The 26,227-nt window shown below is 39.8% G+C and carries 22 protein-coding genes; 16 read left to right on the forward strand and 6 right to left on the reverse strand.

The window, feature by feature from the left end; genetic code table 11:
- Positions 1-2 precede the first annotated feature (2 nt).
- The 12 genes from ACE2AL_RS05780 to ACE2AL_RS05835 all read left to right on the forward strand — a co-directional run bounded on the left by ACE2AL_RS05780 (position 3) and on the right by ACE2AL_RS05835 (position 13,586).
- A complete protein-coding gene (locus ACE2AL_RS05780) occupies positions 3-1,700 on the forward strand; it encodes an O-antigen ligase family protein (protein ID WP_375084139.1) in 1,698 nt (565 codons plus the stop codon).
- Positions 1,701-1,815: 115 nt separating this feature from the next.
- The gene (locus ACE2AL_RS05785) at positions 1,816-2,016 is read left to right on the forward strand and encodes a DUF4762 family protein (RefSeq protein ID WP_206082834.1); all 201 of its coding nucleotides are present in this window, start codon (positions 1,816-1,818) and stop codon (positions 2,014-2,016) included.
- A 78-nt stretch (positions 2,017-2,094) separates the two neighbouring features.
- Complete coding sequence (locus tag ACE2AL_RS05790; protein WP_272573379.1) at positions 2,095-2,781, forward strand: DsbA family protein; 687 nt, start codon at positions 2,095-2,097, stop codon at positions 2,779-2,781.
- Positions 2,778-3,734, forward strand: coding sequence for an ABC transporter (locus ACE2AL_RS05795; protein ID WP_349415670.1), 957 nt, complete (start codon positions 2,778-2,780; stop codon positions 3,732-3,734). The genes ACE2AL_RS05790 and ACE2AL_RS05795 overlap by 4 nt, the downstream gene beginning before the upstream one ends.
- A 5-nt stretch (positions 3,735-3,739) precedes the next feature.
- Positions 3,740-5,935 carry a peptidase domain-containing ABC transporter gene (locus ACE2AL_RS05800; protein ID WP_272573381.1) on the forward strand — a complete coding sequence of 732 codons (2,196 nt, stop codon included), beginning with the start codon at positions 3,740-3,742 and terminating at the stop codon, positions 5,933-5,935.
- A 2-nt stretch (positions 5,936-5,937) separates the two neighbouring features.
- Positions 5,938-7,116 carry an efflux RND transporter periplasmic adaptor subunit gene (locus tag ACE2AL_RS05805; protein ID WP_371007054.1) on the forward strand — a complete coding sequence of 393 codons (1,179 nt, stop codon included), beginning with the start codon at positions 5,938-5,940 and terminating at the stop codon, positions 7,114-7,116.
- Between the two features lie 2 nt (positions 7,117-7,118).
- A complete protein-coding gene (locus tag ACE2AL_RS05810; protein WP_206082830.1) occupies positions 7,119-9,092 on the forward strand; it encodes an ABC transporter permease in 1,974 nt (657 codons plus the stop codon).
- Positions 9,089-10,519, forward strand: a complete 1,431-nt coding sequence (locus ACE2AL_RS05815; protein WP_206082829.1) for an efflux transporter outer membrane subunit — start codon at positions 9,089-9,091, stop codon at positions 10,517-10,519. Before ACE2AL_RS05810 ends, ACE2AL_RS05815 begins: the two co-directional genes overlap by 4 nt.
- A complete protein-coding gene (locus ACE2AL_RS05820; protein WP_375084140.1) occupies positions 10,516-11,769 on the forward strand; it encodes a beta-ketoacyl-[acyl-carrier-protein] synthase family protein in 1,254 nt (417 codons plus the stop codon). Before ACE2AL_RS05815 ends, ACE2AL_RS05820 begins: the two co-directional genes overlap by 4 nt.
- Entirely contained in the window at positions 11,766-12,572 is an 807-nt protein-coding gene (locus ACE2AL_RS05825; RefSeq protein ID WP_272573383.1) for a MaoC family dehydratase, read from the forward strand. The genes ACE2AL_RS05820 and ACE2AL_RS05825 overlap by 4 nt, the downstream gene beginning before the upstream one ends.
- A gap of 21 nt (positions 12,573-12,593) precedes the next feature.
- Positions 12,594-12,845: an acyl carrier protein gene (locus ACE2AL_RS05830; protein WP_206082826.1), complete on the forward strand. Its 252-nt coding sequence runs from the start codon at positions 12,594-12,596 to the stop codon at positions 12,843-12,845.
- On the forward strand, positions 12,846-13,586 hold the full coding sequence (locus ACE2AL_RS05835) for an SDR family oxidoreductase (RefSeq protein WP_206082825.1): 741 nt from the start codon (positions 12,846-12,848) through the stop codon (positions 13,584-13,586).
- Between the two features lie 94 nt (positions 13,587-13,680).
- Here the strand turns inward: ACE2AL_RS05835 and focA are convergent, their stop codons facing one another.
- Positions 13,681-14,538, reverse strand: a complete 858-nt coding sequence (focA, locus tag ACE2AL_RS05840) for a formate transporter FocA (RefSeq protein ID WP_272539063.1) — start codon at positions 14,536-14,538, stop codon at positions 13,681-13,683.
- 227 nt (positions 14,539-14,765) lie between these two features.
- Here focA and ACE2AL_RS05845 point away from each other — a divergent pair, with 227 nt between their 5' ends.
- Complete coding sequence (locus ACE2AL_RS05845; protein WP_206082823.1) at positions 14,766-15,743, forward strand: LysR substrate-binding domain-containing protein; 978 nt, start codon at positions 14,766-14,768, stop codon at positions 15,741-15,743.
- Between the two features lie 60 nt (positions 15,744-15,803).
- On the opposite strand, the gene ACE2AL_RS05850 is transcribed toward ACE2AL_RS05845, so the two are convergent.
- The 5 genes from ACE2AL_RS05850 to ACE2AL_RS05870 all read right to left on the reverse strand — a co-directional run bounded on the left by ACE2AL_RS05850 (position 15,804) and on the right by ACE2AL_RS05870 (position 22,323).
- The gene (locus ACE2AL_RS05850; protein WP_206082822.1) at positions 15,804-16,982 is read right to left on the reverse strand and encodes a M20 family metallopeptidase; all 1,179 of its coding nucleotides are present in this window, start codon (positions 16,980-16,982) and stop codon (positions 15,804-15,806) included.
- Positions 16,983-17,556: 574 nt separating this feature from the next.
- The gene (locus ACE2AL_RS05855; RefSeq protein WP_206082821.1) at positions 17,557-18,882 is read right to left on the reverse strand and encodes an amidohydrolase; all 1,326 of its coding nucleotides are present in this window, start codon (positions 18,880-18,882) and stop codon (positions 17,557-17,559) included.
- Between the two features lie 19 nt (positions 18,883-18,901).
- Positions 18,902-19,378, reverse strand: a complete 477-nt coding sequence (locus tag ACE2AL_RS05860; protein WP_219246199.1) for a hypothetical protein — start codon at positions 19,376-19,378, stop codon at positions 18,902-18,904.
- 12 nt (positions 19,379-19,390) lie between these two features.
- Positions 19,391-20,179 (reverse strand): DUF3100 domain-containing protein, encoded by a 789-nt coding sequence (locus ACE2AL_RS05865; protein WP_206082819.1) that lies wholly within the window; start codon positions 20,177-20,179, stop codon positions 19,391-19,393.
- 704 nt (positions 20,180-20,883) lie between these two features.
- A complete protein-coding gene (locus ACE2AL_RS05870) occupies positions 20,884-22,323 on the reverse strand; it encodes a mannitol dehydrogenase family protein (RefSeq protein WP_375084141.1) in 1,440 nt (479 codons plus the stop codon).
- A 427-nt stretch (positions 22,324-22,750) separates the two neighbouring features.
- Here ACE2AL_RS05870 and ACE2AL_RS05875 point away from each other — a divergent pair, with 427 nt between their 5' ends.
- Genes ACE2AL_RS05875 through ACE2AL_RS05885 form a run of 3 tightly spaced genes read left to right on the forward strand, consistent with a single transcriptional unit; the run spans position 22,751 to position 25,929 of the window.
- Complete coding sequence (locus ACE2AL_RS05875) at positions 22,751-24,088, forward strand: MFS transporter (RefSeq protein ID WP_206082817.1); 1,338 nt, start codon at positions 22,751-22,753, stop codon at positions 24,086-24,088.
- 41 nt (positions 24,089-24,129) lie between these two features.
- Positions 24,130-24,873 carry a glucosamine-6-phosphate deaminase gene (locus ACE2AL_RS05880; protein WP_375084142.1) on the forward strand — a complete coding sequence of 248 codons (744 nt, stop codon included), beginning with the start codon at positions 24,130-24,132 and terminating at the stop codon, positions 24,871-24,873.
- Between the two features lie 24 nt (positions 24,874-24,897).
- Positions 24,898-25,929 (forward strand): N-acetylglucosamine-6-phosphate deacetylase, encoded by a 1,032-nt coding sequence (locus ACE2AL_RS05885; RefSeq protein WP_272573386.1) that lies wholly within the window; start codon positions 24,898-24,900, stop codon positions 25,927-25,929.
- Positions 25,930-26,227: the final 298 nt, after the last annotated feature.

Genomic DNA, 26,227 nt, shown 5'->3' on the forward strand with positions numbered 1-26,227 from the left:
CGATGAGTGTAATAAAAAAATCAAATAATTTATATTTATATAGTCAGAGTAATTGGGTTGTTATCGGTAGTGTGATTGTGTGCTTTGGAATTATATTTCACATCTATCTACCTAATTTAGGTGGGGCAGGATTTTCACTACCATTAAATATCGTTAGTGCCTTTTTTCTGGCTTTATTTTTAGTGGTGGCGATTTTTTTTCAAATAAAAAAGATAAGTATAACTTATTCATTAGCAAGTAATTTTATTTCATTAGGCTTAATTATCTTAATGGTGCTATGTTTTTTTTCGCCTGAGAACTATCGTTACAATGCTTACTTAATAGCTTATTGGTTATTAGGGATATTGATATGTTATCAGGTTTTAGTTCAATTTAATATTTCAAATGTAGTCCGTGAAATTATACTTTATGGAATACTTGTTGCTGCTATTATAGAAAGTATATTGGCGATGCTTCAAGTTTTTAATCTATTGCCATTAATAGGTCTACCTTATCCGCCATTAAATGGAGATAGGCCATATGGTGTATTTCAACAGGTTAATATTTTTTCTAGTTTCATTTGCGTAGGAATAGCAAGTGCAGTAAGTTTGTTGATCAAAATAAAGAATGCTAAATGGTATTTAGTTGGCTTTATTGCTACTGCTTTGCTTTTAATGAGTGCAACAGTACCTTTGTCTCAATCATTAACAGGTTATTTAAATTTAATTTTAATTTTTATTGTTTTTTATTTAATTGCAAAGTATCATCGTAAGAAAATTTTATTTTTATTTCTGGTTGTTATTCTTGGTTTAATAATTGGCTATGGAATTAAGAATGGTCTTAATATTATAGATGCGACTGAAAGTAAATTAAATACATCACGAATTCGATGGGTTTTATGGCAGCATAGTTTATATCTTTTCAGCGAAAAACCATTATTGGGATGGGGCGTAGGAAGTTTTGAGTCAGTATTTTTAGAGCGATTTGGTGGTGGTTTACTAGAGACTAATGAAAGAATAATGTCACATCCACATAATGAAATATTACGTTGGATGGTCGAAGGTGGTTTTGTTGGGCTTATTGCGACAGTTTTAATTATTATCGGTGGTGTAGCTTTATTGCTATCTACATTTAAAAATAAAAATGAAAATTACATTTATTGGGTAGCGGCTTTGCCTATCATATTCCATATGATGACAGAATTTCCTTTGTGGTTATCGATACCTCATGGGATAGTTTTAATATTGTTATTACGCTGTGCTGATTCACCAAATAAAAAATATAAACTAAATAAGATGGTGAACTACTTTTCAAAAGGAATTATTATATTTGGCTCAGCCTTGTCAGTCATTCTGTTATACATGACATTACAAGCACAACAATATTTAACCTATATAGAAAAAACGGGACAGCAAATGTTGTTATCAATAGAAAAGCCTCTTTACCATAATTGGAACTATTTATTGATGTATGACCGTTATCAGTTTGATTTGAATATGGGGTATTTATTGCGCTATAACGAAACGCAGGATATTAAGTACCTTAATTTATTTAATGATTGGGCCATGGACGCATCAAATTCATCTCCTGACATTAATGTTTATATTTCTTGGATTCTGGTTTTAAATGAGCTAGGTGAAAAGGATAAAGCAAGAGACGTTAGATATAAGGCGAGTTATTTGTTTGGCGAAAATGAAAGGTTAAATCAATTGAATTTTTAGTTGGTTATTATTGTTCTTCTTTTCTAAAAATAAAAAATTCTAAAGAATTTGTTGGTGAAAAATCATCAACAGATATGTGTTTTATTAATTAATATTTATCTTAAAAGGAAATAACATGAAAACATTAAATGCTATCGAAGCTGCTGCTGTAGTTGGTGGAACTAAACAAGTTTGTACTGATTCTTATGAAAGTATCATTGTTGGTGGTGTTTCATCTTGTAAATTAATTACAACTTGTACTGACAAGCATGGAAATAAAACATACAAAGCTAAAAATGTTGACGCTGCAAACTGTTCAGGTGCTGTTAAACCATAAGATTTAATTTAACTACCTTTAATTAATACATGGGGATGGACCCCCATGTATATTTTACTTTAAATTGGAACGGCTGTTATGAATATGCATTTTAAACCAATAACCATCACAATTTACACAATATTCGTTGCTGTGATTTCTTCACTCATGACGGTTTTGTTCTACCATATTTTCATCTTTAATACTTTTTCAAATAGTAACCTAGATGATTCTTCTTTTGTCGAGTTTAATACTGCACAAGTTTTATCAAGCCCAATAAAGGAAGATAATAGCATCATAGAAATATTTTCTTATGGTTGCCATTATTGTGCGTTAAGCCATGACAATATGGCCAAATTTGAAAAGGAGCTTCCAGAGGGTGTTACGTTTAAAGCCATTCATTTAGCAATGGATAATAGCGTAGGGCTTGCTGCATACGCGCCTATTTTTGCAACCCTTGAAGAAATGGGGGTAGAAGCCGAATTACGTCAGGCACTTTATAACTCAGTTATCAACGAAAAACTGGACTTAACCAAGAAAGATATTTTAGATGTATGGTTAAAGCAGCATGACATTGACTCAGTAAAATATCATGAAATTAGCCAAACCAGCGCAGTTAAAGAACGTATTAAATATATGGCTGATATTACCCAGTATTACCAAATCACAGGCACCCCTGCATTTATTATTAATAAACGATATGTAGTTTATCAGGATCGTGATTTCCCTGAATTTTCAGCTTATATGTTGGAATTATTGGAAAAAAGCAATAAGGCGTCACAGTGATCCGGTTTTTAATTGTTTGGACGGTGTTCAGTGTAAAAAGCTGCTTAATACCGTTTAAAAAAGGATATGAAAATCTCAGCCACTATGGAATCTCTTCTTTTCGCTTTCTTTTGCGTCGAGGTTATATTGTCCCAGTTCTGCTAATCGCTAAACTGGGTTGCCGAATTGGGGTATTCGGTCGTAAATACCGTAATCAAAACAAAGTTGCAACGCAAAATTATCGCAGTTTAGTGGAGACGAATGGCAACGTCGATGCGAGATGGGCCGCAGTACAGCGCTTTATTTTGGAAGAAGCGGCTACATGGGGGCAAAACCGCCAAATTATGGCGCAATTACAAGCCTGCATTCTTGCCCTTGATAGTGTTGTTGCACCTTTGCATCAGCAAAATAAACCGATTGTTTTGGCGCCATTACATATGGTTTCTGATGTGCTGGCTACGATAGTCGGCTCTGGAGTTACTCCAGGCAACGCTACGGTAGTGGTTTCATCCAGTGCGGAGCAACAAAAATACAATGCCTCTGCCCGTGAATTAGGCCAAGTGAATTTGTCGTATTGTTCAATTCATCAAGACAATAAGTCATTAGCGACTCAATTAATGACTTTAATGACAGAAACTGCGACGGGCCAAAAAAATATGATTGTATTTCCAGATATCACGCCAGATTACACCATTCAAACTGAAGAAGGGATGTCGAGTAAATTATCGTGTCAGTTATTTGGTCGAGCAGCGAAATTACATAATGGGGTTGTACGTTTATCTAATGCGATTTCAGCGCAGGTCGTTTTTTATCATCTGTATTATCAAAATGGCTTAAAAATCAAGATATATCCACCTATTGCTGCAAAGGATGTTGCAGCTCAAATGCCCGTTATTATCGAAAATTCAATTCGCGAATATCCCAATGACTGGCTTTTATGGCATAGCCATTCACTTTATTTTATTAGTCACTAATAATAATGAAAAATACTATTCCAAATTTTGTCGCTCAAGAAGAAACGAATGAATGTGGTTTGGCATGCATTGCGATGTTGGCCCAAACTCAAGGCCTTTCGCTTTCCCTTAATGCATTGAGGGAAGTTCATCCAGCTTCTGATCATGGAACTTCATTGATCGATCTTTCCTCAATTTTAGTAAATTATGGCATTTCAACTACGCCTGTCTTATTTGAGCATGACGAATTAAGTAGCCTGCCGCTTCCTGCGATTTTGCATTATGGCGCAAATCATTTTGTCTTACTTGCTTATCGTAAGGGAAATAATGTTTGTGTAATGAACCCTGCGATAGGGCAGCAATGGTTGCCTTTTTCTGCACTAAAAGCTGAAATTAGCGGTTATGCGTTGATTTTAGAGCCAGATACGGCATTGAAAAAAGTCGAATCACTTTCCTCTGAACAGGCTACAAACAAGGCCTCCACACAGAAAGTACCTCATGCGATGAGTTTGAAAGAAACCGCTAAGGTGCGAGGTATTTATTGGTTAATGACCTTTGTTTTCCTCGTTTCGCTAACATTGTTTTTAATGCCTGCAATGGTGAGTAATGCAATCAACCAAGCATTTTCAGATGCTAAAAATGCAGTGTTTCCTTATGGTTGGTTTATTGTCGCGTTTGTTGTTGCCACGCTACTTGCGCTTGGTGTTCGTATGATAAGCGAACGGTTTGTTAAACACTTTGTGTTAATTAACAGTGGGGTGGGTTTTTCGCGGTTAATGAGTAACCCTTTGCGATTTTTTGAAAAACGTGCACCAGGGGATATTTTCAGTCGTTTTGTTGCTTGGCAGGGCGCATTAACTGAGAAAATTGAGCTTGATAATGGGCTTAGAACTGATTGGATTATTTGCGCCATTGCATTGGGTGTGATGTTTTGGATTGCTCCTGTTCTTGCCGTTATTTCAGCGGCAGGGGTGACCGTGATGGGGCTCATTAGTGTATGGGCAATTATTCGCGATCGTTGGTACACCCAGCAATTACAGCTTAAAGCTGCTGAGCTTAATGACTTTTTTATGGAAACCTTACAGGGCATTCTGACCATAAAAACAGCCGGTATCGAAGAGCAACGTAAGGCGCAATTTGCGTGGCTAAGCCGTGAATTGTTTACCTGCATGCAGCGTCGAAATGTGTACCAACAAATTAAAGATGGTATTTACCAGCTAACAGGTAGCCTCGAAATGGTTATTTTTATGTTGGTTGTGCTGCCGATGGTTGCTAATGACCTGATTTCCTTAGGTGATTTTTTTGCTTATAGCTTTTTACGTCAAATTTTCACTACCTATGTTACTCGAATTTTTTATGCGATTATTCACAAATCTCAGCTGCATATTATTGATACACGCGCTCACTCTTTATTTCCTCAGAAAAGTGAGGAAAGCACGGTCTCACCTCAAACAATATCACCAGCAGGTAGAGTAGCCCCGAACCTTACCTTCGAAAACATTCATTTTAGCTATGACCCATCGAAGCCAATATTAAATGATATCTCGCTAGATTTGCCATCAGGTGCTCAAGTCGCCATTGTGGGTGAGTCTGGGGCGGGTAAAAGTACCTTGTTGAGAATTATTGCAGGGCTATTTAGTGCTCAGAAAGGAAAATGTTTGTCAAATGAAGAGGTTGTAAGTGTACAACAGCTTACGCAACTTGTTTGTTTACAAAGCCAAGAGGATATTTTATTCAATGCAACTGTGTTAGATAACATCACGTTGTTTGACCCTAACTTCCGCGAAAAAGACCGAAAAACGGTCGAAAACTTACTCAATAAACTGGCGTTAGGCACAGTGGTAAGCCAGTTACCAGGCAGTTTAAATGCGTTGATTAGGGAAAGCCATTCTGCACTTTCTCTTGGGCAACGCCAACGTTTGTTGCTAGCTCGTTCACTTTATAGTTCTCGCCCAATTCTTTTACTGGATGAACCTACCGCAAACTTAGATGAAGAAACGGCAAAAATCGTTATAGAAACAATTCAGGAACATTGCCTAAAAACAGGGAAAACCCTCATTGTTGTGACACATAGTGAGGAAATCACGACAAGATTTGATTCAATTTATCGAATTACTGCGGGTGAATTACATAAAAAAGTATCAATCAGAAATGATGGTGGTAATCGTGAGGACGCACCTCAGCCTACAACGTCTTTGCTTGCTAGCATAGGAGAGCTTTGATTATGACTTCTCCCCGCATTAAGCCGACATTTTTACACTTATTTATGCGAGCTCGTGTTTGGATTGGTCTCATTGCATTGTTACTTGTCATTGTGTTGACGAGCCTTGCTTGGCAAGCACCGACAGAACCCGCACAAAGTAGAGTCATTCTTTCGGTTGATCGGGGGGATATTGAAAAAGTGGTCATGGTGACTGGCACACTAAAACCGTCTATTCAAGTGAATGTGGGGGCTCAGGTTAATGGGCAAATTAGAGAATTATTTGTAAAGCAAGGTGATAGAGTCAGAAAAGGGCAGTTATTAGCCGAAATAGACCCAACAATTCAGCAATCTGAGCTTAAAAATGCGACTGCACGCCTATTGAGCGCACAAGCGCAAAAGCGCGCAGCAGAAGCAACGTTAATTCAATACATTAAAGCTTATCAGCGCCAGATAATCATGCAGCGCGACGGTTCTGGCATTCGCAGTGAATATGAGCAAGCGCAAGCGCAATATGAAGCACAATTACAGCAAGTTAGCGTTAATGAAGCGTTAATCACACAATCAGAAATGGATGTGCAAACGGCTCAGGCTAACTTGAACTTTACCCGCATTGTGGCTCCAATTAATGGAGAAGTACTGGGTATTGTTGCAAATGAGGGGCAAACCATCGTTTCCTCACAAACGGCACCTACGATCTTGGTGCTGGCTAATTTAGATAAGATGCAAGTACAAACCCGCATTTCAGAAGCGGATATTCAAAAAATTCAACCTGGTCAGCCACTGACATTCTATGTAATTGCAAATCCTGAGAAACAATACGAAAGCACCATGGGGTACGTGCAACCTATTCCGCCCGAAGCCCTTGATGAGCGGAATAATAATTCAGCTGGTCAGCAAAATAGCGCGATTTATTATAATGGAACATTTGAGGTTGATAACACCGACCGCGCATTAAAAACATCGATGACGGCACAGGTTTTTATTCGTGTTGCCCAAGCTAAAAATGCGCTGCGTTTACCCGTGAGTGCGTTAGGTCGTTCTCTGGGTCTTAACCAATATGAAGTCATTGTTATCAAAAATGAAATAACAGAAGCTCGAACCGTCAAAGTAGGTATAAATGATCGCCATTTTGTTGAGATTCTGGAGGGTATCGCTGAAGGTGAGCAAGTTGTTGTTCAACAAGAGAAAATAGCGAGTTAATCATGAAGATAATATCACCAACGTTATCTTCATCTCGCCCTCTAATTGAACTTCACCATGTTTATCGTGAGTTTTCGGCTGGAACACAAATCATCCCTGTATTGAATGATATAACACTATCGATAAATCAAGGGGAAATGGTTGCCATTATTGGAGCCTCTGGCTCTGGTAAATCAACTTTGATGAATATTATTGGCTGTTTAGATAAACCGTCTCGTGGCGAAGTTTTTATCAATGGTATCCCTGTTCATGAGGCGACCAGTGAGCAGCTTGCTGAGCTGCGTAGCCAATATCTTGGGTTTATTTTCCAGCGATATCATTTGATGCCTTATCTCAGCGCTGAAGAAAACATTGCCATTCCAGCGCTGTACACCGCAATGCCTGAAGATGAGCGTGTGCAGCGAATTCAACTTTTAGCTGATAAGCTCGGTTTACAATCTCGTTTGAACCATAAGCCATATCAATTATCTGGAGGGCAACAACAACGGGTCAGTGTGTGCCGTGCATTAATTAATGGCGCACAAGTCATTTTAGCGGATGAACCAACGGGCGCTTTGGATAGCTCGAGTGGGCATGCATTAATGAATATTTTGCATCAACTTCATCAAGACGGCCATACCGTGGTGATTGTGACCCACGATAGAAATATTGCTGAGCAAACTCAACGTATTATCGAAATCAGTGATGGGAAAATTGTCGCCGATAATCAAAACCTTTCACAAGCGCAGGCACGTGCTAAGCATAATCTTCCTTCTGTTAAAGATAATGGTCGGGCATCACTTTGGCGTGGCATTTATGAGTCGATTCGTATGGCTTGGCGGGCATTATTAGGGCACCGAATGCGCGCTTTTTTATCAATGCTGGGCATTATTATTGGCATCTCTTCTGTTGTGTCATCAATGGCGGTCGGTGAAGGCGCAAGACGTGCCATTATGGATGAAATTGGTAAGTTAGGCAGCACAACGCTTGAAATTCGCCCAGGTACTGGATGGGGGGCAAAGCGGCCAGATATGGAACGCGCGTTATCATTAAATGATATTAAAAGCCTAAAACAGCTCTCATGGATTGAGTCTATTTCGCCAGTTGTCAGCAGCATGACAGTAGCTATCAATAAAGGGCTCGATTACTCCATCATGCTAAATGGTGTTTCTGATGAATACTTTGCAGCTCAAGGTATTCAAATGTTGTCTGGAAATCAATTTAGTGTGTTAGATGTGAATGACAGTGAGCCTGTTATTGTGCTGGATGATGCTAGTCGGGATATTTTATTTGCACCCGATGAAGAGCCTTTAGGCCAAATTGTCCAAATTGGTAGTTCACCTTGGCGGATCATTGGAATTGCGCGTAAACCAGGCCCGAAAATGTCCAGCGGATATGTTATGGGATGGGCTCCTTACTCGGCTCTTCAGCAGCGAGTTCTCGGTGATAAACCTATTGAATATATCACATTACGTTTTCCCGAAATGTTAGCCGCTAAACAAGTAGAAGTGCAGGTCGAAAAGCATTTACTGCGTGAACATGGAAAAAAAGACTTTTTTATTCAGTCTGATGACCAACTGGCTAGCGCGCTACAAAAAACCTCTGATTCCATGTCATTACTGATCACGTCGATTGCAGCCATCTCCTTATTAGTGGGAGGGGTGGGTGTTATGAATATTATGCTGGTTTCAGTTACAGAGCGAACCCACGAAATAGGTATCCGCCTTTCAGTGGGAGCGAGACCTGCGGATATCATGAACCAATTTCTAATTGAAGCCGTCATGATCTGTGCGTTAGGAGGGCTCATTGGGATTATAGGCTCGTGGTTAGCAGGTGGCATTTTTGCGTACATCACGACTGAATTTACCATGGTATTCACACTGTTACCCGTGTTATTGGCTTGTGGTTTCTCTGCGCTAATTGGCTTAGTTTTTGGTTATTTCCCAGCACGTAGGGCAGCCAAGCTTAACCCAACGGAGGCATTAGCACGGGAATGAAAATAAAATCGCCTTATTTTGGTTCAGTGGTACTTTTTATCTGTTTACTCAGTGGGTGTGGGAACTTTACCCGCTCCGAGTACCAACGTCCTGAACTTATTTTACCTCAGCAATGGGATGATAAAATTCAGCGTTCATCAAGTGCGAATGATGTTATGCCATCTGACCTGCAGAGAAATACAGTAGGGCGTTGGTGGGAAAATTTTAATGATCCCAAGCTATCCCAATTGATTAATCAAGTTTTAGAAAATAACAATGATTTAGCATTAGCCGCAATTAAATTAAAGCTGGCTCGCAATACGGCAGGTTTAGCAAATACCAATATAACGCCTGATTTTTCATTAGGGGGATCTGCGAGTAACTCAAAATCAATTCGCCATGGCAACTCATCACAAGAAAGTTATAGTGCAGACTTAACATTAAGTTATGAGATTGATTTATGGGGTAAATTAGCACGTGTTCGTGAGAAAAATGCATGGGAGGCCGTCGCTACTGAACAAGATTACCATGCAACGACGCTTGTGATAATCAACACAACGGCACAGCTCTATTGGAATATTGCGCTATTAAATCAACAGATAAAAAACCTAACGGCAAGTCAGGAAATTGCACAGAAAAGCCAGCAACTCATTCAGTCTTGGTATTTAGCTGGGAAAGTAAGCCAATTAGATTTATTGCAATCAGAACAAACGCTAATTAGTCGTAAGAATGAATTACGTCAGCTTATCAAGGAACGTGAGAACTCACGTAATGCCTTAGCACTGTTGTTAAATCGCCCTGCAGAGCAGCATGTGAGTGAATTATCTTCTCTTAATAGTGACCTGCGAGTTGAGATTCAGGGAATGACCCCTTTGGCGGTATTAGCACAACGCCCAGATATTCAAGCCGCAGAGTCACGTTTGCGCTCTGCACTTGCTGATTCAGATGCTGCGAAGTTGAGTTTCTATCCTACGCTATCTCTTCAAGGTGCGCTTAACGCAGGAAGCCAGTTATTTTCTCAATGGTTTAGTGACCCCTCTCGAGTTATTGGCAGCAGCATCTCACTCCCCTTTATTCAATGGAATACCGTAAAACTAACTATTGAACAGTCAGATTTGCAGGTGCAACAAGCGGCAGTGTCATTTCGAAGCACAGCTTATAGCGCACTCGCTGAAATTGATAATGCCATGGAGGCGCGTTTTACTGCAGATGAAATACGGACACAGTTACAGCAGTCATTATCCCTTAGCCAGCAAAGATTAAAGCTCACGGGAAACCGTTATCGCGCTGGCGCTGTTGACTATCAAACACTACTTAATGCGCAGGATGATTTGTTATCCATCGAAAACTCATTAGCGCAAAACCAATACGATTATCTTTATGCAACGTTGCAACTTTGGCTAGCACAAGGTGGTGGTAGCGTTCATCACGAGGACAACCAATCATGAACCAAAAGACCCAATTAAAACGCGTTGTTGTGACAGGATATGGCGCTGTCACTCCCCTTGGTGGAACCGCGCAAGCATGTTGGCAAGCTATCATGGATAAGCAATTAGGATACCGTTACGTTGATAAAACGGATAAAAATATTCACAGCCACTTTTTGGGATTAATTGATAATGAACCCAATTTAAAAGGTGTTCCTGCCGCCATTCGCCGTCGGTTACCACGGCATACCCGCCTAGCATTAGGTGCAGCTCGAGAAGCCATGGAAATGGCATTTTCAGGGAATTCACCATCAGAATTTTATGACCCTCTCATGTGTGGCGTGATTATGGGAACTGGATGGGCAGGTTTAGATGAAAGTTATATGTCGGTGAGTGAGTTTGATGCGACAGGCATGACATCGCCATTCAACTGTTTTTATGCGATGCCAAATGTCACAACAGCGGCATGCAGCCAATTTTGGAATTTACGAGGATATCAAAATACGACAATAGCCGCATGTGCCACAGGGACTATCGCGATTGGGGATGCGTTTGAAGTGATCCGCAATGGTAGGGCTTCCATGATGTTAGCGGGGGCGGGGGAATCATTACGTACAGATTGCGCTGTGTGGAATATTGACGTGTTAGGTGCTTTAACACGAGAGAAAACAGACCCTACGCGTGCCAGTTGCCCATTTAGTGCAGAGCGCAGCGGGTTCGTATTATCTGAAGGTGCTGCGGTCGTATGCTTAGAAGAGCGTGACAGTGCAATTGCCCGAGGGGCGGTGATATTGGGTGAAATTACTGGGTATGCAAATTATTCAGATGCATTTGATTTTACCTCACCTGCAGAGGACTGCGTAGCTCGCGTTAAAACGATAGAAATGGCGTTACAGCAAGCGAAGATCTTGCCTGCGTCATTAGATTATATCAATGCCCATGGTACCTCGACGGCGTTGAATGATTTGAATGAAACGGAATCACTTAAAAAAGCCTTAGGGGCAGCCGCTTACGATATCCCAATCTCCAGCACTAAATCATATAGTGGGCACTTAATCGCAGCAGCGGGGAGTTTTGAAACTATCATTTGCTTACAAGCGATGGAACATGACGTGATGCCCGCAACCGCAAACCTCCATACCCCTGATCCACAATGCGATCTTGATTATATTCCGAATGACCACCGTTTCAAAAAAGTAGAAAGGGCGTTGAATCTCAGTTTTGGTTTTGGCGGTGCAAATGCGGCGCTGATATTGGAGCGCGCGAAATGAGAGCGTTGTATTACACATTAGCTGATGCAGCTGGGTGGGCGAAATTTTCTGGAGACTATAACCCGATTCATTTTGATCTTAAGTGGGTGCAAGCGGCTGGTGGGGAACAATTAAGCGTCCATGGAATGCGGGCATTGCTTGATGCGAAACAATTTGCAAGTGAGCAATTTCTTCACGGCTCACAAGATGCTCAGCAGAGAACAAAATCAGCGTTTGTTAAATGTGCGGTACGGCTAAGAAGTCCATTATGGAATGATAAATCCTATGATTTAGTCGCGCGTAATAAAGCGGGTTCAGTCGCTATTTTATCTACAGAAGAGCAGCAAAATTGCCTAACTTGTCAATTATCCCCAGTTGATGGCTTAAACACTAACGTGTTGGATTGGGGGGCGCATATTTCTTCAGAGGAGATGGCGAAATTACAGCTATCTTTTCCGCTTTATCCAACAGAGATGTATGAGTGGCAATTTATAGATGCAATTTTATTTCAATATTTGATACATGATAATTCATTATTAAAACAAAAAGATATCTCGAAATGGTTATCCGAAGGAGCAACCCTGAAAGATATTTTTTCCCGCTACCCCATCGTACAAACACATCAGGAAGTGATTTTTGATAGAGATCTTCTTAAGAAGTGGTCTCCGATAAAGGAACCTAAGCCGATGCAGATACACATTCTACCTGCATTAGTGATGGGGGATTTAGATGGTGGGCTATTAATTAATATCAATATTATTGGTCGTTATGACAATAAATTAATCAGTAATTTAATAACGTTAAAAGTGAATGCGTTAAATTGATAACAGTGGAAGGATAAAAAAATGAGCCAATATCAAACAATTTATAACAAAATTAGCGAAATGATCTGTGATGCAAAAGATTTAGAAAGCGAAGAGGTGAATGAGAACCTCACATTAGTTCAATTAGAATTTGATAGCCTCGATTATGTTGAATTAATGGTACTGGTAAAACGTGATTTTAATGTTGCTTTAGACGCTGATTTTTTCATTCAGCATCCAAATCTTTCAATTAAAGAACTTTGTGAACATATTGATAAGGAGTCTGAATCCTAAATGGAAAACCATAAGTGGGTGTTAGTCACTGGTGGAAGCCGGGGAATTGGTCAGGCATTAGTCGCTGAATTATCACATAACTGGAATGTTATCTTCACTGGACGTAGTACTGAAAGTATAGCGAGTACGCTTTCTTTACTCGAAAATAGACGTCCAAATAGATGGATAAAAGGGTTTCAATGTGATGGTAAAGATGGGCAGCAAGTCGATGTGTTGTCTCAATCTTTATTGGATAAATTTGGCGCCCCAGCCGCCATTATACATAACGCAGGTATTACTCGAGATGCATTGCATATTCATCAGGATGGGGATATTTGGCGAGATGTTTTAGATAATAACTTGATTTGCATTGTGAATTGGAACCGCAAATTGGTACCTGCGATGTTAATGACGAATTCAGGTTCTATTGTATTGATGTCATCGGTTACTGGGTTAAAAGGGAATGTTGGGCAAACGGCTTATGCAGCAAGTAAGGCGGCGATGATGGGGATGGCTCGGTCTTTAGCGCATGAAGTTGGGCGGTTTGGTTTACGGGTAAATTGCCTTGCACCAGGGTTGATTGAGAGTGATATGACGCGAGCGATGCCTGAAGCGAAATTAAAATCGATGTGTAAAAATATTCCGTTACGTCGCTTAGGCCAGCCACAAGAAGTTGCCAAAATGGTAGAGTTTCTGATTGGTGACAATAGCCAATATTTGACAGGGCAAACATTGGTGCTTGATGGCGGCCTAACTGCATAATTAACAGAGAGTTAATGGATATACTATAAAATTAACTCTCTGTATTAATTCAACCATAGATAGTGAATGTGTGTTGGTGTTATTTTTAATTTTATTAATGCTCACTTTTTTGATTTTTCAAATAAATCCACCAGTAGGTAATCCCCACGAGTACGCCACCACCAATAATATTGCCAATGGTGACAGGGATAAGGTTGTCGGTAATAAAATTGTTGACGGTTAAAGCAGGGAAGCTATCAGCGGAACTGTGGATTGCATTCCAAAATGTGTCGGGAGCAAAGTTGCGTATGACAATGGCTAAGGGAATAAGAAACATATTGGCGATGCTGTGCTCAAAGCCACTGGCGACAAACATGCCGATCGGCAGCGTCAAAGCGACAATTTTGTCGGTCAAAGAGTGACCAGAATAACTTAACCAAACCGCAAGACAGACCATCAAGTTGCACAGTGTGCCAAGGCAAACGGCCTCAACAAACGTATGGTGCATTTTATGGTCAGCCGTTTGCAAAACATTCAGTCCCCACAGGCCATTGCTGTTCATTAATTGGCCTGAAAACCAGATAAGCGCGACAAAGAAAATTGCGCCAACAAAGTTACCAAGATAAACCAATATCCAATTACCAATCAATTGCTTATACGTAATTAAATTGCTGGCTTTTGCCATAACGGTGAGGACTGTTGAGGTGAAAAGATCGGCTCCACATACTACCACTAAAATCAGCCCTAATGAGAAGCAAAGCCCTCCTGCTAATTTAGTGAGTGAATTTGCGGGAACGGCGCCTGTCGTAACCGTGATATAGAACGTAAATGCGATAGAAATAAAAATACCAGCCATAATCGCTAAAAAAAAGCTAATATCCTTTTTTTTGCTGACTTTATAAAGGCCTGCTTGCTCTGCGACTTTAGCCATTTCCGCAGGGAGACGTAAGTCAAATATATTATTGTCTTTCATGAGATGCTCCTTGGATAGTGCTATGAATAGAGGTCATTACAAAATAAATGCATAACCTATGCCAAGGTTGAACGAGTTTTATCATTAGAAAAGAATAATGAGTAGCCATTAATTTAGTGGGCTTATCTTTTTGTGATACAATTATTGCGCACAACATGGTGTATGTTGTATAAAAAATTGTCTCTTTTAATTCTTATTTTGATCCATTTAAACTGGATAAATCAGCAATGAACATTAGTCAGCTAAAAAGTTTTGTTGAGGTGGTAAGAAGTGATTTTAATATCACTAATGCTGCTGAGAAAATGTATACCTCGCAACCTACAGTGAGTAAGCAGCTTAAACTATTGGAAGATGAGCTGAATGTTTCTTTATTTAATCGGAAAAATAATAACTTACTTTCATTAAGCCCGATTGGAGAACAAGTTCACCAAGTGGCCTGCGATATTTTGGCGCAGTTTGATAAAATTAAAAATATTGTTTCCCACGAAGACACGACGATTAAACAAAATCTGCATATTGCCACGACACATACACAAATCCGCTATAAATTGCCAAAGGTGATTGAGCGCTTTAATGCACGTTACCCCAATATTTCCCTGCATTTTCATCAAGGTGCGCCAGCGCAGTTAGCAGAAATGGTTAACAATGGGGATGTGGATTTTGCTATCGCAACAGAATCGATGCACCTTTACGATGACTTATTAGCCTTGCCTTGCTACCAGTGGTCACGTAGCGTTATCGTTCCCCATGATCACCCACTTGCACAGTGTGAAAAATTAACGATTGAGGAACTTGCTCAATACCCACTAATTACCTATGTGTTTGGTTTTACAGGTCAATCAAAGCTCGACCAAGTTTTCTATCAAAATAAATTAACGCCAAATGTTGTATTAACGGCAGTTGATACAGAAATTATTAAATACTATGTGAAGCACGGAGCAGGGGTTGGTATTATTTCGACCGTTGCTTTTGACCCTGAAGAAGACAGCGAGACATTACGTTGCATTGATATTAGTAATTTAGTGAAGCCAAGTTATACACATGTTTGTATTAGTCGACATATGCACCTGAAAGACTATATGTATGACTTTATTTCCAGCTATGCCCCTCACCTTGATTTAAATTATATTCACCAATCTGCGCAATGGGTTCCAACGGATAAAAACGAGCGTGACGAGCTCTATCGCTCACTACCTGAACTCTAAGAAAAAAGCCGAATAATTTAGATTATTCGGCTTTAGATTACTGTGTGTATTATTTTAGTTTTAACGTGTCGCGATATTAATAAAAATCTGAGCGCCAATTAACAGACAGTCATCGTCGACAAAATAGGGATTGGCGTGCAGATAGTTATTGATGCCTTTTGCTTGGTTACCGCTACCTAAAAAGTACATGGCGCCAAGTTTATCTTTTGTGGCATTGACCATAAAACTGAAGTCTTCGCTTCCTGTCATTGGCTTGCCATTTGACTCAATGTTTTCAATGGGTAAGAATGCCGCCGCTGCATCGTAAATCACTTTAGCGGCTTGTGGGTGGTTTACGACTGCAGGGTAACCACTGCACTCAAGTGTCGTTTTGAAACCGCCAGCTTCACTACGTTCAACAATTTCTTTAAAGCTTGCTTTTAAGATTTTGTCGGTTTCCTCATCCATTGAACGAATGGTTCCACGTGCTTGGACATGATCGGCCAATGCATTTGGAATAGTTCCGCCGTTGATCATGCCGCAGCCAAAGACTGCAGGGCTAAAAGGATCGGTTTTTTTCGCAACAATATAATCCATGTAATCGATAATACGTGTTGCTTCACGAATGGCATCTAGCCCTTTATGCGGTGTTGAGCCATGTGCGGAAACACCGTGTACATCCAGTGTCCAAGCTGAACCATAAGAGGACATCACGCCAGCGTTAAATTTGATGTTGCCTGTTTCAAATGCCGCATCATTGTGTAAGCCATAAACCTCATCAACGCCATCCATACAGCCCATTTCAACCATTTTATTGGCGCCAGGAACACGCATGTCTTCTTCTGCCATCTGGAAGATAAAACGAACGTTATGGGTCAGTTCATCGCGGTTTTCACTCAGGTATTTTGCCGCGGTCAGTGCGATGGTCATATGGGTATCGTGACCACAGTTGTGGGCACAACCTTCATGAACAGAACTGTGTTCGTTACAGGTTAAATCAGGCATTTCAAGGCCATCGATATCGGTACGATAAGCAATTAAACGCTTAGCAGGGTCAATAATCAGATCAGCGGTAAAACCGGTATAACCTTCAAATAGACGAATGCTGTAGCCAAAACTTTGCATCAGCTCGCGGCAGTATTGCGATGTTTTGAATTCTTGACCTGAGAGTTCAGGGATTTTATGTAAGTCTTGGCGCGTTTTTTTGCTAAATGTCTCAAGCGAAAAGAGTTTTTCACTAATATTGTACTTATTGGTCATTACATTATTTCCCGTATACAGAAAGCAATTTTCATGCTGTTAAAAGGGGCCCTGGTGTAAGCGTGTTCAATTCTTGGTGCTGCAATGACATAACATCATTGTCATTTATTTTCAAAATAAGCCAAATTTCAGAAAATATCTGTTAGTGGTTATTGTTGATTATTATTGGTTAGCTAGATTTTAACGTTAATATTCAGAAAGTATGCGTGATGGGGATCGTATTTATATCATATCAGTATTTCATGGCTCATGAAGAATTTAGATGGTAAGCAAAGGAAATAAAGTAGAAAAATAAATTTAATTAAAAATGTATTATATATCAGTGTGTTTTGTGGTTTTGTTGTATGGGTTTTAGTGTTTCTTTATATTTTTTAGATGGATTTCCGTTAGGTTTTTATGATTTAAAAACATTATTTAAAATAAGTTAATTGATTTGATAAATAAAGAATGCCCAATAAAATTAAATATATTTAAGAATAATCGTTGATAACGATAAATAAAAGGAAGGTGAGGAGGAGTGCATAAGAAATACCTCCTAAATATGTAGCTTTTAGCAACATATTTAGGGGACAAATTAATTTTTAAAGGAGCTGATAAATGCGAGGTATTCTTCTTTGCTCATCAATGGCTTGTAATTATCCATAAGAGCATCAGCGCCAGCAGCATCATCAAACAACAGGTCAATAATGGTCATTGCCATCATTTGAGCTGGACGGATATAGGCCATATCATCATCAAATACCACGTAATCTTTACCATGTAATCCACCGCGAATTGCACCAATCCATGGGTGGCTCACTGGCATGATGTGGGAAAGATCGCCAGTATCTGTGCTACCTGTCATATGTTCTGCAACCCAGACATTGTCTTCACCAATTAAGTCATGAGCATTGTGCTGTAGTAAGTCATTGAGTGTGTCGTTGTTATAAAGTGGCAAATAACCTGGTAAATCTTTTACCTCCACTTCAGCGCCAACAGACATTGCCCCAGCAACCAGTGCACGAGTGATCCGCTCATTAGCATCAACCATCGCAGGGACATTTGAGGCTCTGACATAACTTTCCATCCGCACATCACTTGGCGTGACATTTACTAAATCGCCACCTTGGGTAATGATTGGGTGGAAGCGGATATAATCTTTTTCTTGGAAGGTTTCGCGAATCGCATTTACCCCCATAATACCCATCATGGCCGCATTCAGTGCGTTCACACCTAAATGGGGTGCCGCTGCGGCATGGGAAGATTTACCTTTGTAGTTAATCAGTTTGCCAATAAACCCATTGGTGGTTGTCGACATCTCGATAAAACCGATATCACGCTCAGGCTTAACACTGGTTAAGTGGATTTGCATCGCCATATCCACATCATCAAACTCACCAAGGGAGATTAATTCGGGCTTGCCACCGATATAATTGATTTTTCCTTGTTCAATCAATTTATTGCGGTAGGCAAGCTCGACATATTCCTCAGCGGGAACCGCGAAGGGAACCACGTCCCCCGCGAGGTATTCCATTGCACCTGACTTAACCAGACCAATTGTCACCGCCATCATATTGGCAATTTGCGCATTGTGCCCACAGCAATGAGCCGCGCCTGTGAGGTCATCGGCATCAGGGTGCTCAGCACAAATGATGGCATCTAACTCGCCAATCACGGCAATACTGTGCTTGCTTCCTTTGCCACCTTTTAAGCGTGCTTTAACACCTGTTAGGGCAAGTTGATTGCGGTAGTTTACGCCTAAAGCGGAAAATGCGGCTTCAACTTTTTTTGCTGTTTTGGTTTCTTTATAACCCAGTTCAGGCTCTGCCCAAATATCGTCTGCTAGCTTTTTGATTATGTCTTTGTTAGACGCAATAGCTTCACATACTTTGGCTTTCAATTGGTCTTTGGTCATTGTCATGGTTAATATTTTCCTCTATTTAGATAACGCCACTCCATGAAAGAGTCACTTGACCAATAAGTGCAGCGAATAAGAATGTTCCCGTGAATACCGCCAGTGAAACTGGAATAATCCGCCAAGAGATGGCTTTAAATTTTTCGATATCTTTACCGAGTGAAAGACCTGCAAATGCCAGTACCGTGGTACTAATAACAGCAAGTGAAATTTTGCCTGTCATTGCGATCATTTCTTTATCGTAAGGGAATAATGGTGAACACAGACCCGCAGCAATGAGGGATACCCAGAAAATAACGGGTAATTTACCTAATGGTGGGATTTGTGCGATTAAGTACGCCACAAATGACATACCACCTAAAAGCGCCATCGCGATTAGCGAGTCGCTAAAGACTGCGCCAAAACTACCCCGGCCATAGATTGAACCGCCCAGTGCATCACCCAATGAAGTGAAGATGATAACTAATACGATGATTATTGCAATTTCTGCCATCTTTTTCATGATTTCGTATCCTTATTCTGTATCCGCTGATGCCATTGCACGTTTTCTTTTCAGTTTGTTGTACAAGAAAGAGGCAAAAGGTAAGGAGAAGAAAATGTAGATGTACAGACCTAAAACGGAAGACATCAAGTTTGCGGATGATGAAAATGCTTGGATATCCGCTGCATGTTGAGGGTAAAGTTCGAGTAGCGGTGCAACAGATGCAGCTAACATCGAACCACTACCAACACCAGCGCCCATGGCTAATGCAAGTGGGCTCATAATATCGAGTCCTGCAATAACACTGGCAATAATCCCCATCCAAACTGCACCATATAATGTACCGCAAATGTACATTGCCATGACGCCGCGGCCTTCTGGCGAACTTAAACCGTATTTCGCTTCGATGATGGCGATGTTTGGTTCGCGACCTATCGAATAGGTTGCTCCGACGGCTTCACGTCCCATACCTAACATAATGGCGAGCGGTAAACCGAGCAGAATAGTACCGATAAAGTGGCCAACTTCCTGAAGGATCAGCGCGCCACCTGCCTGAATAATTTTTTCCCAAGATGCACCAACAGAGGTGCTTAATTTTGCAATTAAGATAACTAACGCGACACTCATAATTGAGCTAGCACGTGCCATGTTTTGTTCATTAAGAATTTTGAATTTTGGGAAACTGACAATACCACCCATCAACATGGAATAAAGCATTGGAAAAACCATCACGAGACTGATTTTAATTTGCCCTATTGCTTCTGAAAGAAGAATGATAAGTAAGCTAACCAAAAGCAACTTACTATCTTTTAATATACCCATAGTGTTACCTTTCATTGGAAATGTTTTTAAGAGTAATTCGTATATATTTATAATAAAAAGCATTATTTGCGTATTCATACTATCCACGAAACTATTTTCCTGACAATATTCCGAAAAAGTCTCAGGCATGCCTAAAAGGCATGGTTAAAAATCATAAATTAATATTTATTAATAAATTAAAATAAAGAGAATTATTCTCAATTGTGTTTTTGGTAATATTCTTTTATTTTTCATCGAGATATAAAATTATGTTAAATTTTTAACATGTTGTTTCATAAGTGTTTTTGATTGCTTGCTGAATTTTAGTAAAAAACCGTTAATTTATAGGAAAATGTGATTTTGCTCTTGTTTTTCTATTCACTCTGAAAAAATGGCTAATTTAAATTTATTTATATAATGATGAAAATTGAATTTTAAATAGCATTAATAATGGATTTTTTGTTCTTTTGTTTCTATTTTAATCTTGGTTAAATATTATTTAAGGGATAATTATCTAGTGTTGATTTTATTCATTTTTCTAAAATAAATTTGATAATTTAAAATATACCTACATTGGTAGGGGTTTTTGATCAAGATCTCAAAATTGAACATTTGTTAATTGAAAAGCAATAATGGGGGAGTAATTTGAAGGTAGGTCTGCATCATAAGACCAAAGTGTCTCGGGCTAGAGTGAGCGACTTAACCCGAGTGGAATTTCAATATTATTAATCGATTTTTGTTAAGTAATATTTGACAGTCTGTCGTGCTCCAAGTGTCAACAATTGTTGGTATGCGGTTTTTATTTTATTAACAATATCATTGTTTTGTGATATTTCTGGGCTAAATATTGCATCAATTTTTAATAGGGCATCAACGGCTTCTAAAGATGTACCATGGTGTTGATAAATCTTCGAAAACTCGTCGCTAAGTGGGTCTTTGATGGGAATAGGTTCTCCGTCCTCATTGATACCACTGACATATCTCATCCAGGCGGCAACGCCTAAAGCAAGTAATGGGTAGTCTGACCCCTTTTTCTGGTGCCAAAGTATAGAGTCGAGTAGGCGCTGAGGTAGTTTTTGGCTACCATCAACGGCTATCTGTGCTGTTTTATGTTTAATTGCTCGATTAGCAAAGCGAGTTAATAACTGTTGGGCATATTGGTTAAGATCAATATTATCAGGCAAGCTGAGAGTCGGTTTTTGTTCGGCTAGCATTATGCGTTGTACGATTTGGTAGTAATCCTGATTTTGCATGGCATCTGATATAAACTCATAACCGCCTAAATAGCCTAAATAAGCCAGGAATGAATGGCTGCCATTTAACATTCTTAGCTTCATCATTTCATAAGGTGCCACATCCTTAACAAATTGCGCTCCCACATAGTGCCAATCAGGTCGGCCGTTCGCAAAGCAATCTTCAATAACCCATTGCCGAAATGGCTCACTGATAACCGCACAAGGATCATCTTCACCTGTTAATTGCTTGATTTCAGCAAAAGAATCTTCGGTCATCGCAGGGACTATTCTATCCACCATCGTGCTTGGAAATGTGATATTTCGCTTAATCCACAATGCTAATTCACTATCTTGTTGTGCAGCCAAACTTAAAATAGCATTTCGTGCAACCTCACCATTATTTCTAATATTGTCGCAAGAAAGTATGGTCACAGGGGGAAGATTTTGTTGAAAGCGTATTTTGAGAGCGGCAAGGATATAGCCTAAAACAGACTCTGGCGTTTCAGGATAGGCGATATCGTGGCGTATTGCAGGATGTGATAAATTGAGTTTATTCGTTGAAGGATCAGTGCAATAGCCTTTTTCTGTTATTGTCAAAGAGATAATCGCAGTCTCAGGCGCTGCCATTTTTTCAATCACGGCATGTACCCCATCAATACGTGGGTGCATCGCTTCTTTTATTGAATTAATCCGTGTTAGCGTGGTTCTTTCTTCATCTTTTTCTAATAGTACGTAAGTGCAGTGGCGTTTCTTTAGCTGACGGATAAGTTCTGCCCCGCGCGCCGACATTAAGTTTATTTCGCAATATCCCCAATCAGATTGAGATTGTTCAATTAATAGATGTGTATAAAGTGCTTGATGAGCACGATGAAATGCCCCGAAACCAAGGTGTACTATTCGAGGAACTAACTGATGCCTGTTGTTATCCATTATCACTCCCTATCATAAAAAGAATATGCGCTACGCACACTTTACTATTTTAGATTTTAAAAACAATTTTGTTTTAAATTGTAGATAAAAATAGAAAAAGTGTCATGAATAATAAAAGTGTACAACGTTAAAATATTTATTAAAGAAATAATTTGGTTATGATTTTAATTTATTGATTTGTATGTATTTTTATTTATTTTTAAAGTTGGTAATTCGATGGTTGAGTATAAGGAAAAATTGAATTATTCAAATGACAGCACTGCTTTATCGATTAAATTTGATTTCGATCTCATTTTTAAATAAATTAAGAACAATTATGTTCTAAAATAATTGTCTCAGTGTTAGTTTCAATGGTGCGCGCTTTTTGTCCGTTTTGTTTGAACAAAACATACCTCAAATAATGTATTCCTAAAATGTAGGGGGCAGTATGAGTGACACTATTTCAGAACAATTAGCCACAGATACCGCGGTTGATAAGCCCGCGGCAGATAAAAAAACGATTAGAAAAGTGATGATGGCAAGCGTGTCAGGCACCGTAATTGAATGGTATGACTATTCACTCTATGGCGCAGCAGCAGGATTGGTGATTAACAAACTTTATTTTCCAAACTTATCACCAACAATTGCAACGCTGGCTGCATTTTTAACTTTTGCCGTCGGTTTTATTTCACGACCACTCGGTGGTGTGATCATTGCCCATATTGGTGACCGCTATGGGCGAAAACCAGCACTCATTTTTGCAATCGTCTTAATGGGGATTGCGACATTAGCGCTTGGGTTATTACCCACGTATTACCATATCGGCATTTGGGCAACGATTGCTCTGGTTATTATTCGGTTAATGCAAGGGTTTGGATCAGGGGCTGAATTAGCAGGTGCGCAAACCTTTGTGGCGGAATATGTCCCCATGAAGCAGCGGGGCTTCTATACATCGCTAATTAATGCTTCTACGGGGATTGCAATTTTGCTCTCCACAGCCGCATTTTTTGCCGTGACGCAGCTACCCGATGAAGCTTTTATGAGTTGGGGATGGCGGATACCTTTCTTGTTATCCATCGTTTTATTTATTGTTGCGATTTATATCCGTAAGCAATTAGATGAAACACCTGAATACGTTAAATCCGTTGAAAAAGCGGAGAAAGAGAAAAAAGAGCAAAAGATCCCAATTAAAGAGCTTTTTATACATAGCCGAAAAAATTTATTGTGTGGCTTCTTCAGTTTAGCGGGGCACCAAGCAAATGGTTATGTTCTTAGTGTGTTTAGTATTAGCTATCTGACCAATACATTAGGAATGGAAAAATCAGATGGATTGATGGCGTTAATGGTTGCTGTGCTGGTGAATACAATAATGACTCCTGTCATGGGACGTTTAACGGATAAATACGGAACTACGACCATTTTCTCTTTCGGCGCTATTTTCTTAGGTGCTTTTGCCTTTCCTTTATTCTGGTTTTTGGGGAGTGGCAGTTTAGTACTAGCAACGCTCGGTATGTGTATTGCGTATGGTATTGGACACGGTGCTACGTCAGGTGCACAAGGTGCATTCCTAGCCAATTTATTCCCAACACAATATCGTTATTCAGGTATTGCACTTTCACGAGAATTAAACAGTGTGATTTTCGCAGGGTCAACTCCCGTCATTGCGACCGCCCTTGTTACCGTTGGTGATGGCAAACCCACCTATGTTGTTTATTACCTGATTTTCTGTTGTGTACTGACGTTAGCCGCAGTGCAAATGGCGAAAAATTTAAAACAGCATCAATAAGGCCATTTGTGGTCGTATCAATATTTAAATATGAGGTTCGTATGAATATTACTATTTCCGACACGAAACATGCACTAGGTGAAAAAGCCAGTAAAGCTGGAGTGCAGGCCATTAAACAAGCAATGCGCGAAAAAAGCGAAATTGCCATTATTGTTGCCACCGGTGCCAGTCAGTTTGAGATGTTGGATTGCTTAATCAAAGAAGATATTGATTGGTCAAGGGTGACTATTTTTCACCTAGATGAATACATTGGCCTTGATGAGACTCATCCAGCGAGTTTTCGCCGTTATTTGCAAGAACGTTTAGTGGATAAATTACCCACGCCACACCAATTTATTGGTGTGAATGGTTCTGCTGCTGATATTGGAAAGGAAATTCAACGGCTTAACGAGATTATCTCGCAGTATGAAATTGATGTCTGTTTTGCTGGTATTGGTGAAAATGCGCACTTAGCATTTAATGATCCACCCGCTGATTTTCATGCTACCTCTGCATATCTTGTTGTTAATCTTGATGAAGATTGTAGACGACAACAACTGGGTGAAAAATGGTTCGCGAGTTTAGATGAGGTGCCTAAACAGGCTATCTCGATGAGTATTCCACAGATCATGCGTTCAAAATCATTAATACTGAGTATTCCTGATTTACGAAAAGCGAGGGCGGTGAAAAACACACTTGAAGGAGAAATCACTCCTCGTGTGCCTGCATCTATTGTTCAAAATCATGCCCAATGCCAAATATTTTTAGATAAAGATTCTGCGTCATTGTTATCAAAGGTTGATTAAGGAAAAGTATTGAAGGAACAAATTATGAAAATGACGGGTGGCTTATTTGATATTCAAGTCAATGGTTTTGCGGGTGTTGATTTTAATGACGAAAAAATCACCGCAGAGGCATTGGATCATGCGTTAGAGGCGATGTTAAAAACAGGCGTCACACTCTGTTTGCCAACATTAATAACAGCATCGGAATCATCTTTGATAAAGCGCTTTCGAGCGCTTGATAAGGCGGTATCCACAAGTCGCTTAGGGCCATGGATGGTGCCTGGCTATCATTTAGAAGGCCCTTTTATTAATTCAGCAATAGGCTATGCAGGATGTCATCCACCTAACGAAATTATTAAACCTGATGTGCACTTGATAAGTCGGTTAGAGCAGGAAATCACTAAGCCAATCTTATTGATCACTTATGCACCTGAGTTTGATGACGATTTTCAATTTACAAAGCAGTTAGTCGCGGAAGGTAAATGTATTGCAGTGGGCCACTCGAATGTTAGCTTTAACCAAATGGAAGCGGCAGCCAGCGCAGGGGTTTGCATGAGTACCCATTTAGGTAATGGGATCCCTCAACATTTGCATAAATTGGAAAATACGCTGCAAGCTCAATTAAGTTGCGATGCGATTGGCGCAAGTTTTATCGCAGATGGGATCCATATTCCATTTCCTGCGTTAAAAAATTTATTGCGAACAAAGACGGTAGCAAGGTCAATACTGGTTACTGATGCCGTCAGCGCAGCGGGATGTCATCAAGCTGGGGTCTACCAATTTGCAACAATGTCGATTGAGCGGGCGGCTGATGGCACAGTACGGGTACCAGGAGAGGTCAATTTAGCAGGGTCTAGTTTAACGTTAGATCAAGCCATTCGTAATGTTGTGACACATAAAATGGCTAAATTTGATGAGGCAATCATGATGGCGAGGATGAACCCATTACGCTATTTGCAATCAGCGTTCGACTTCCATGGGATAGTCCCTCAAATATCTGCGGTGAAATGGGATGAAGACATGAATGTCGTCAGTTGTGTATTAGGAGAAGATATCGCGCGCGAATATGTATTTTAAAATAATAAGCTATAGAATGTGTTAATAACTCAGTAGCTAGAGCTAAAGGTTTGCTCTGGCTACTTATAGGTGCAATAAGTGTTTATACCTAAACCTTCTTCTTGCCTCTTGCGCTTCTCTAATGTTTTGTTTGTATTTTCTTTTGTGGATAGGGATTGATTGACTACTATTCCTTAAGGCATACTTTGTTGATAGTGATTCACCATTTTTCCGCACATATAAGGGCTAGGCTGCCGATAAATAGCGTATTTTCCCGGTCGTTTAAGACAATTGTTTTTAGGGTAAGCTATTGATTAAA

The sequence above is a fragment of the Providencia xihuensis genome, from assembly GCF_041953405.1.
Taxonomy (GTDB): domain Bacteria; phylum Pseudomonadota; class Gammaproteobacteria; order Enterobacterales; family Enterobacteriaceae; genus Providencia; species Providencia vermicola.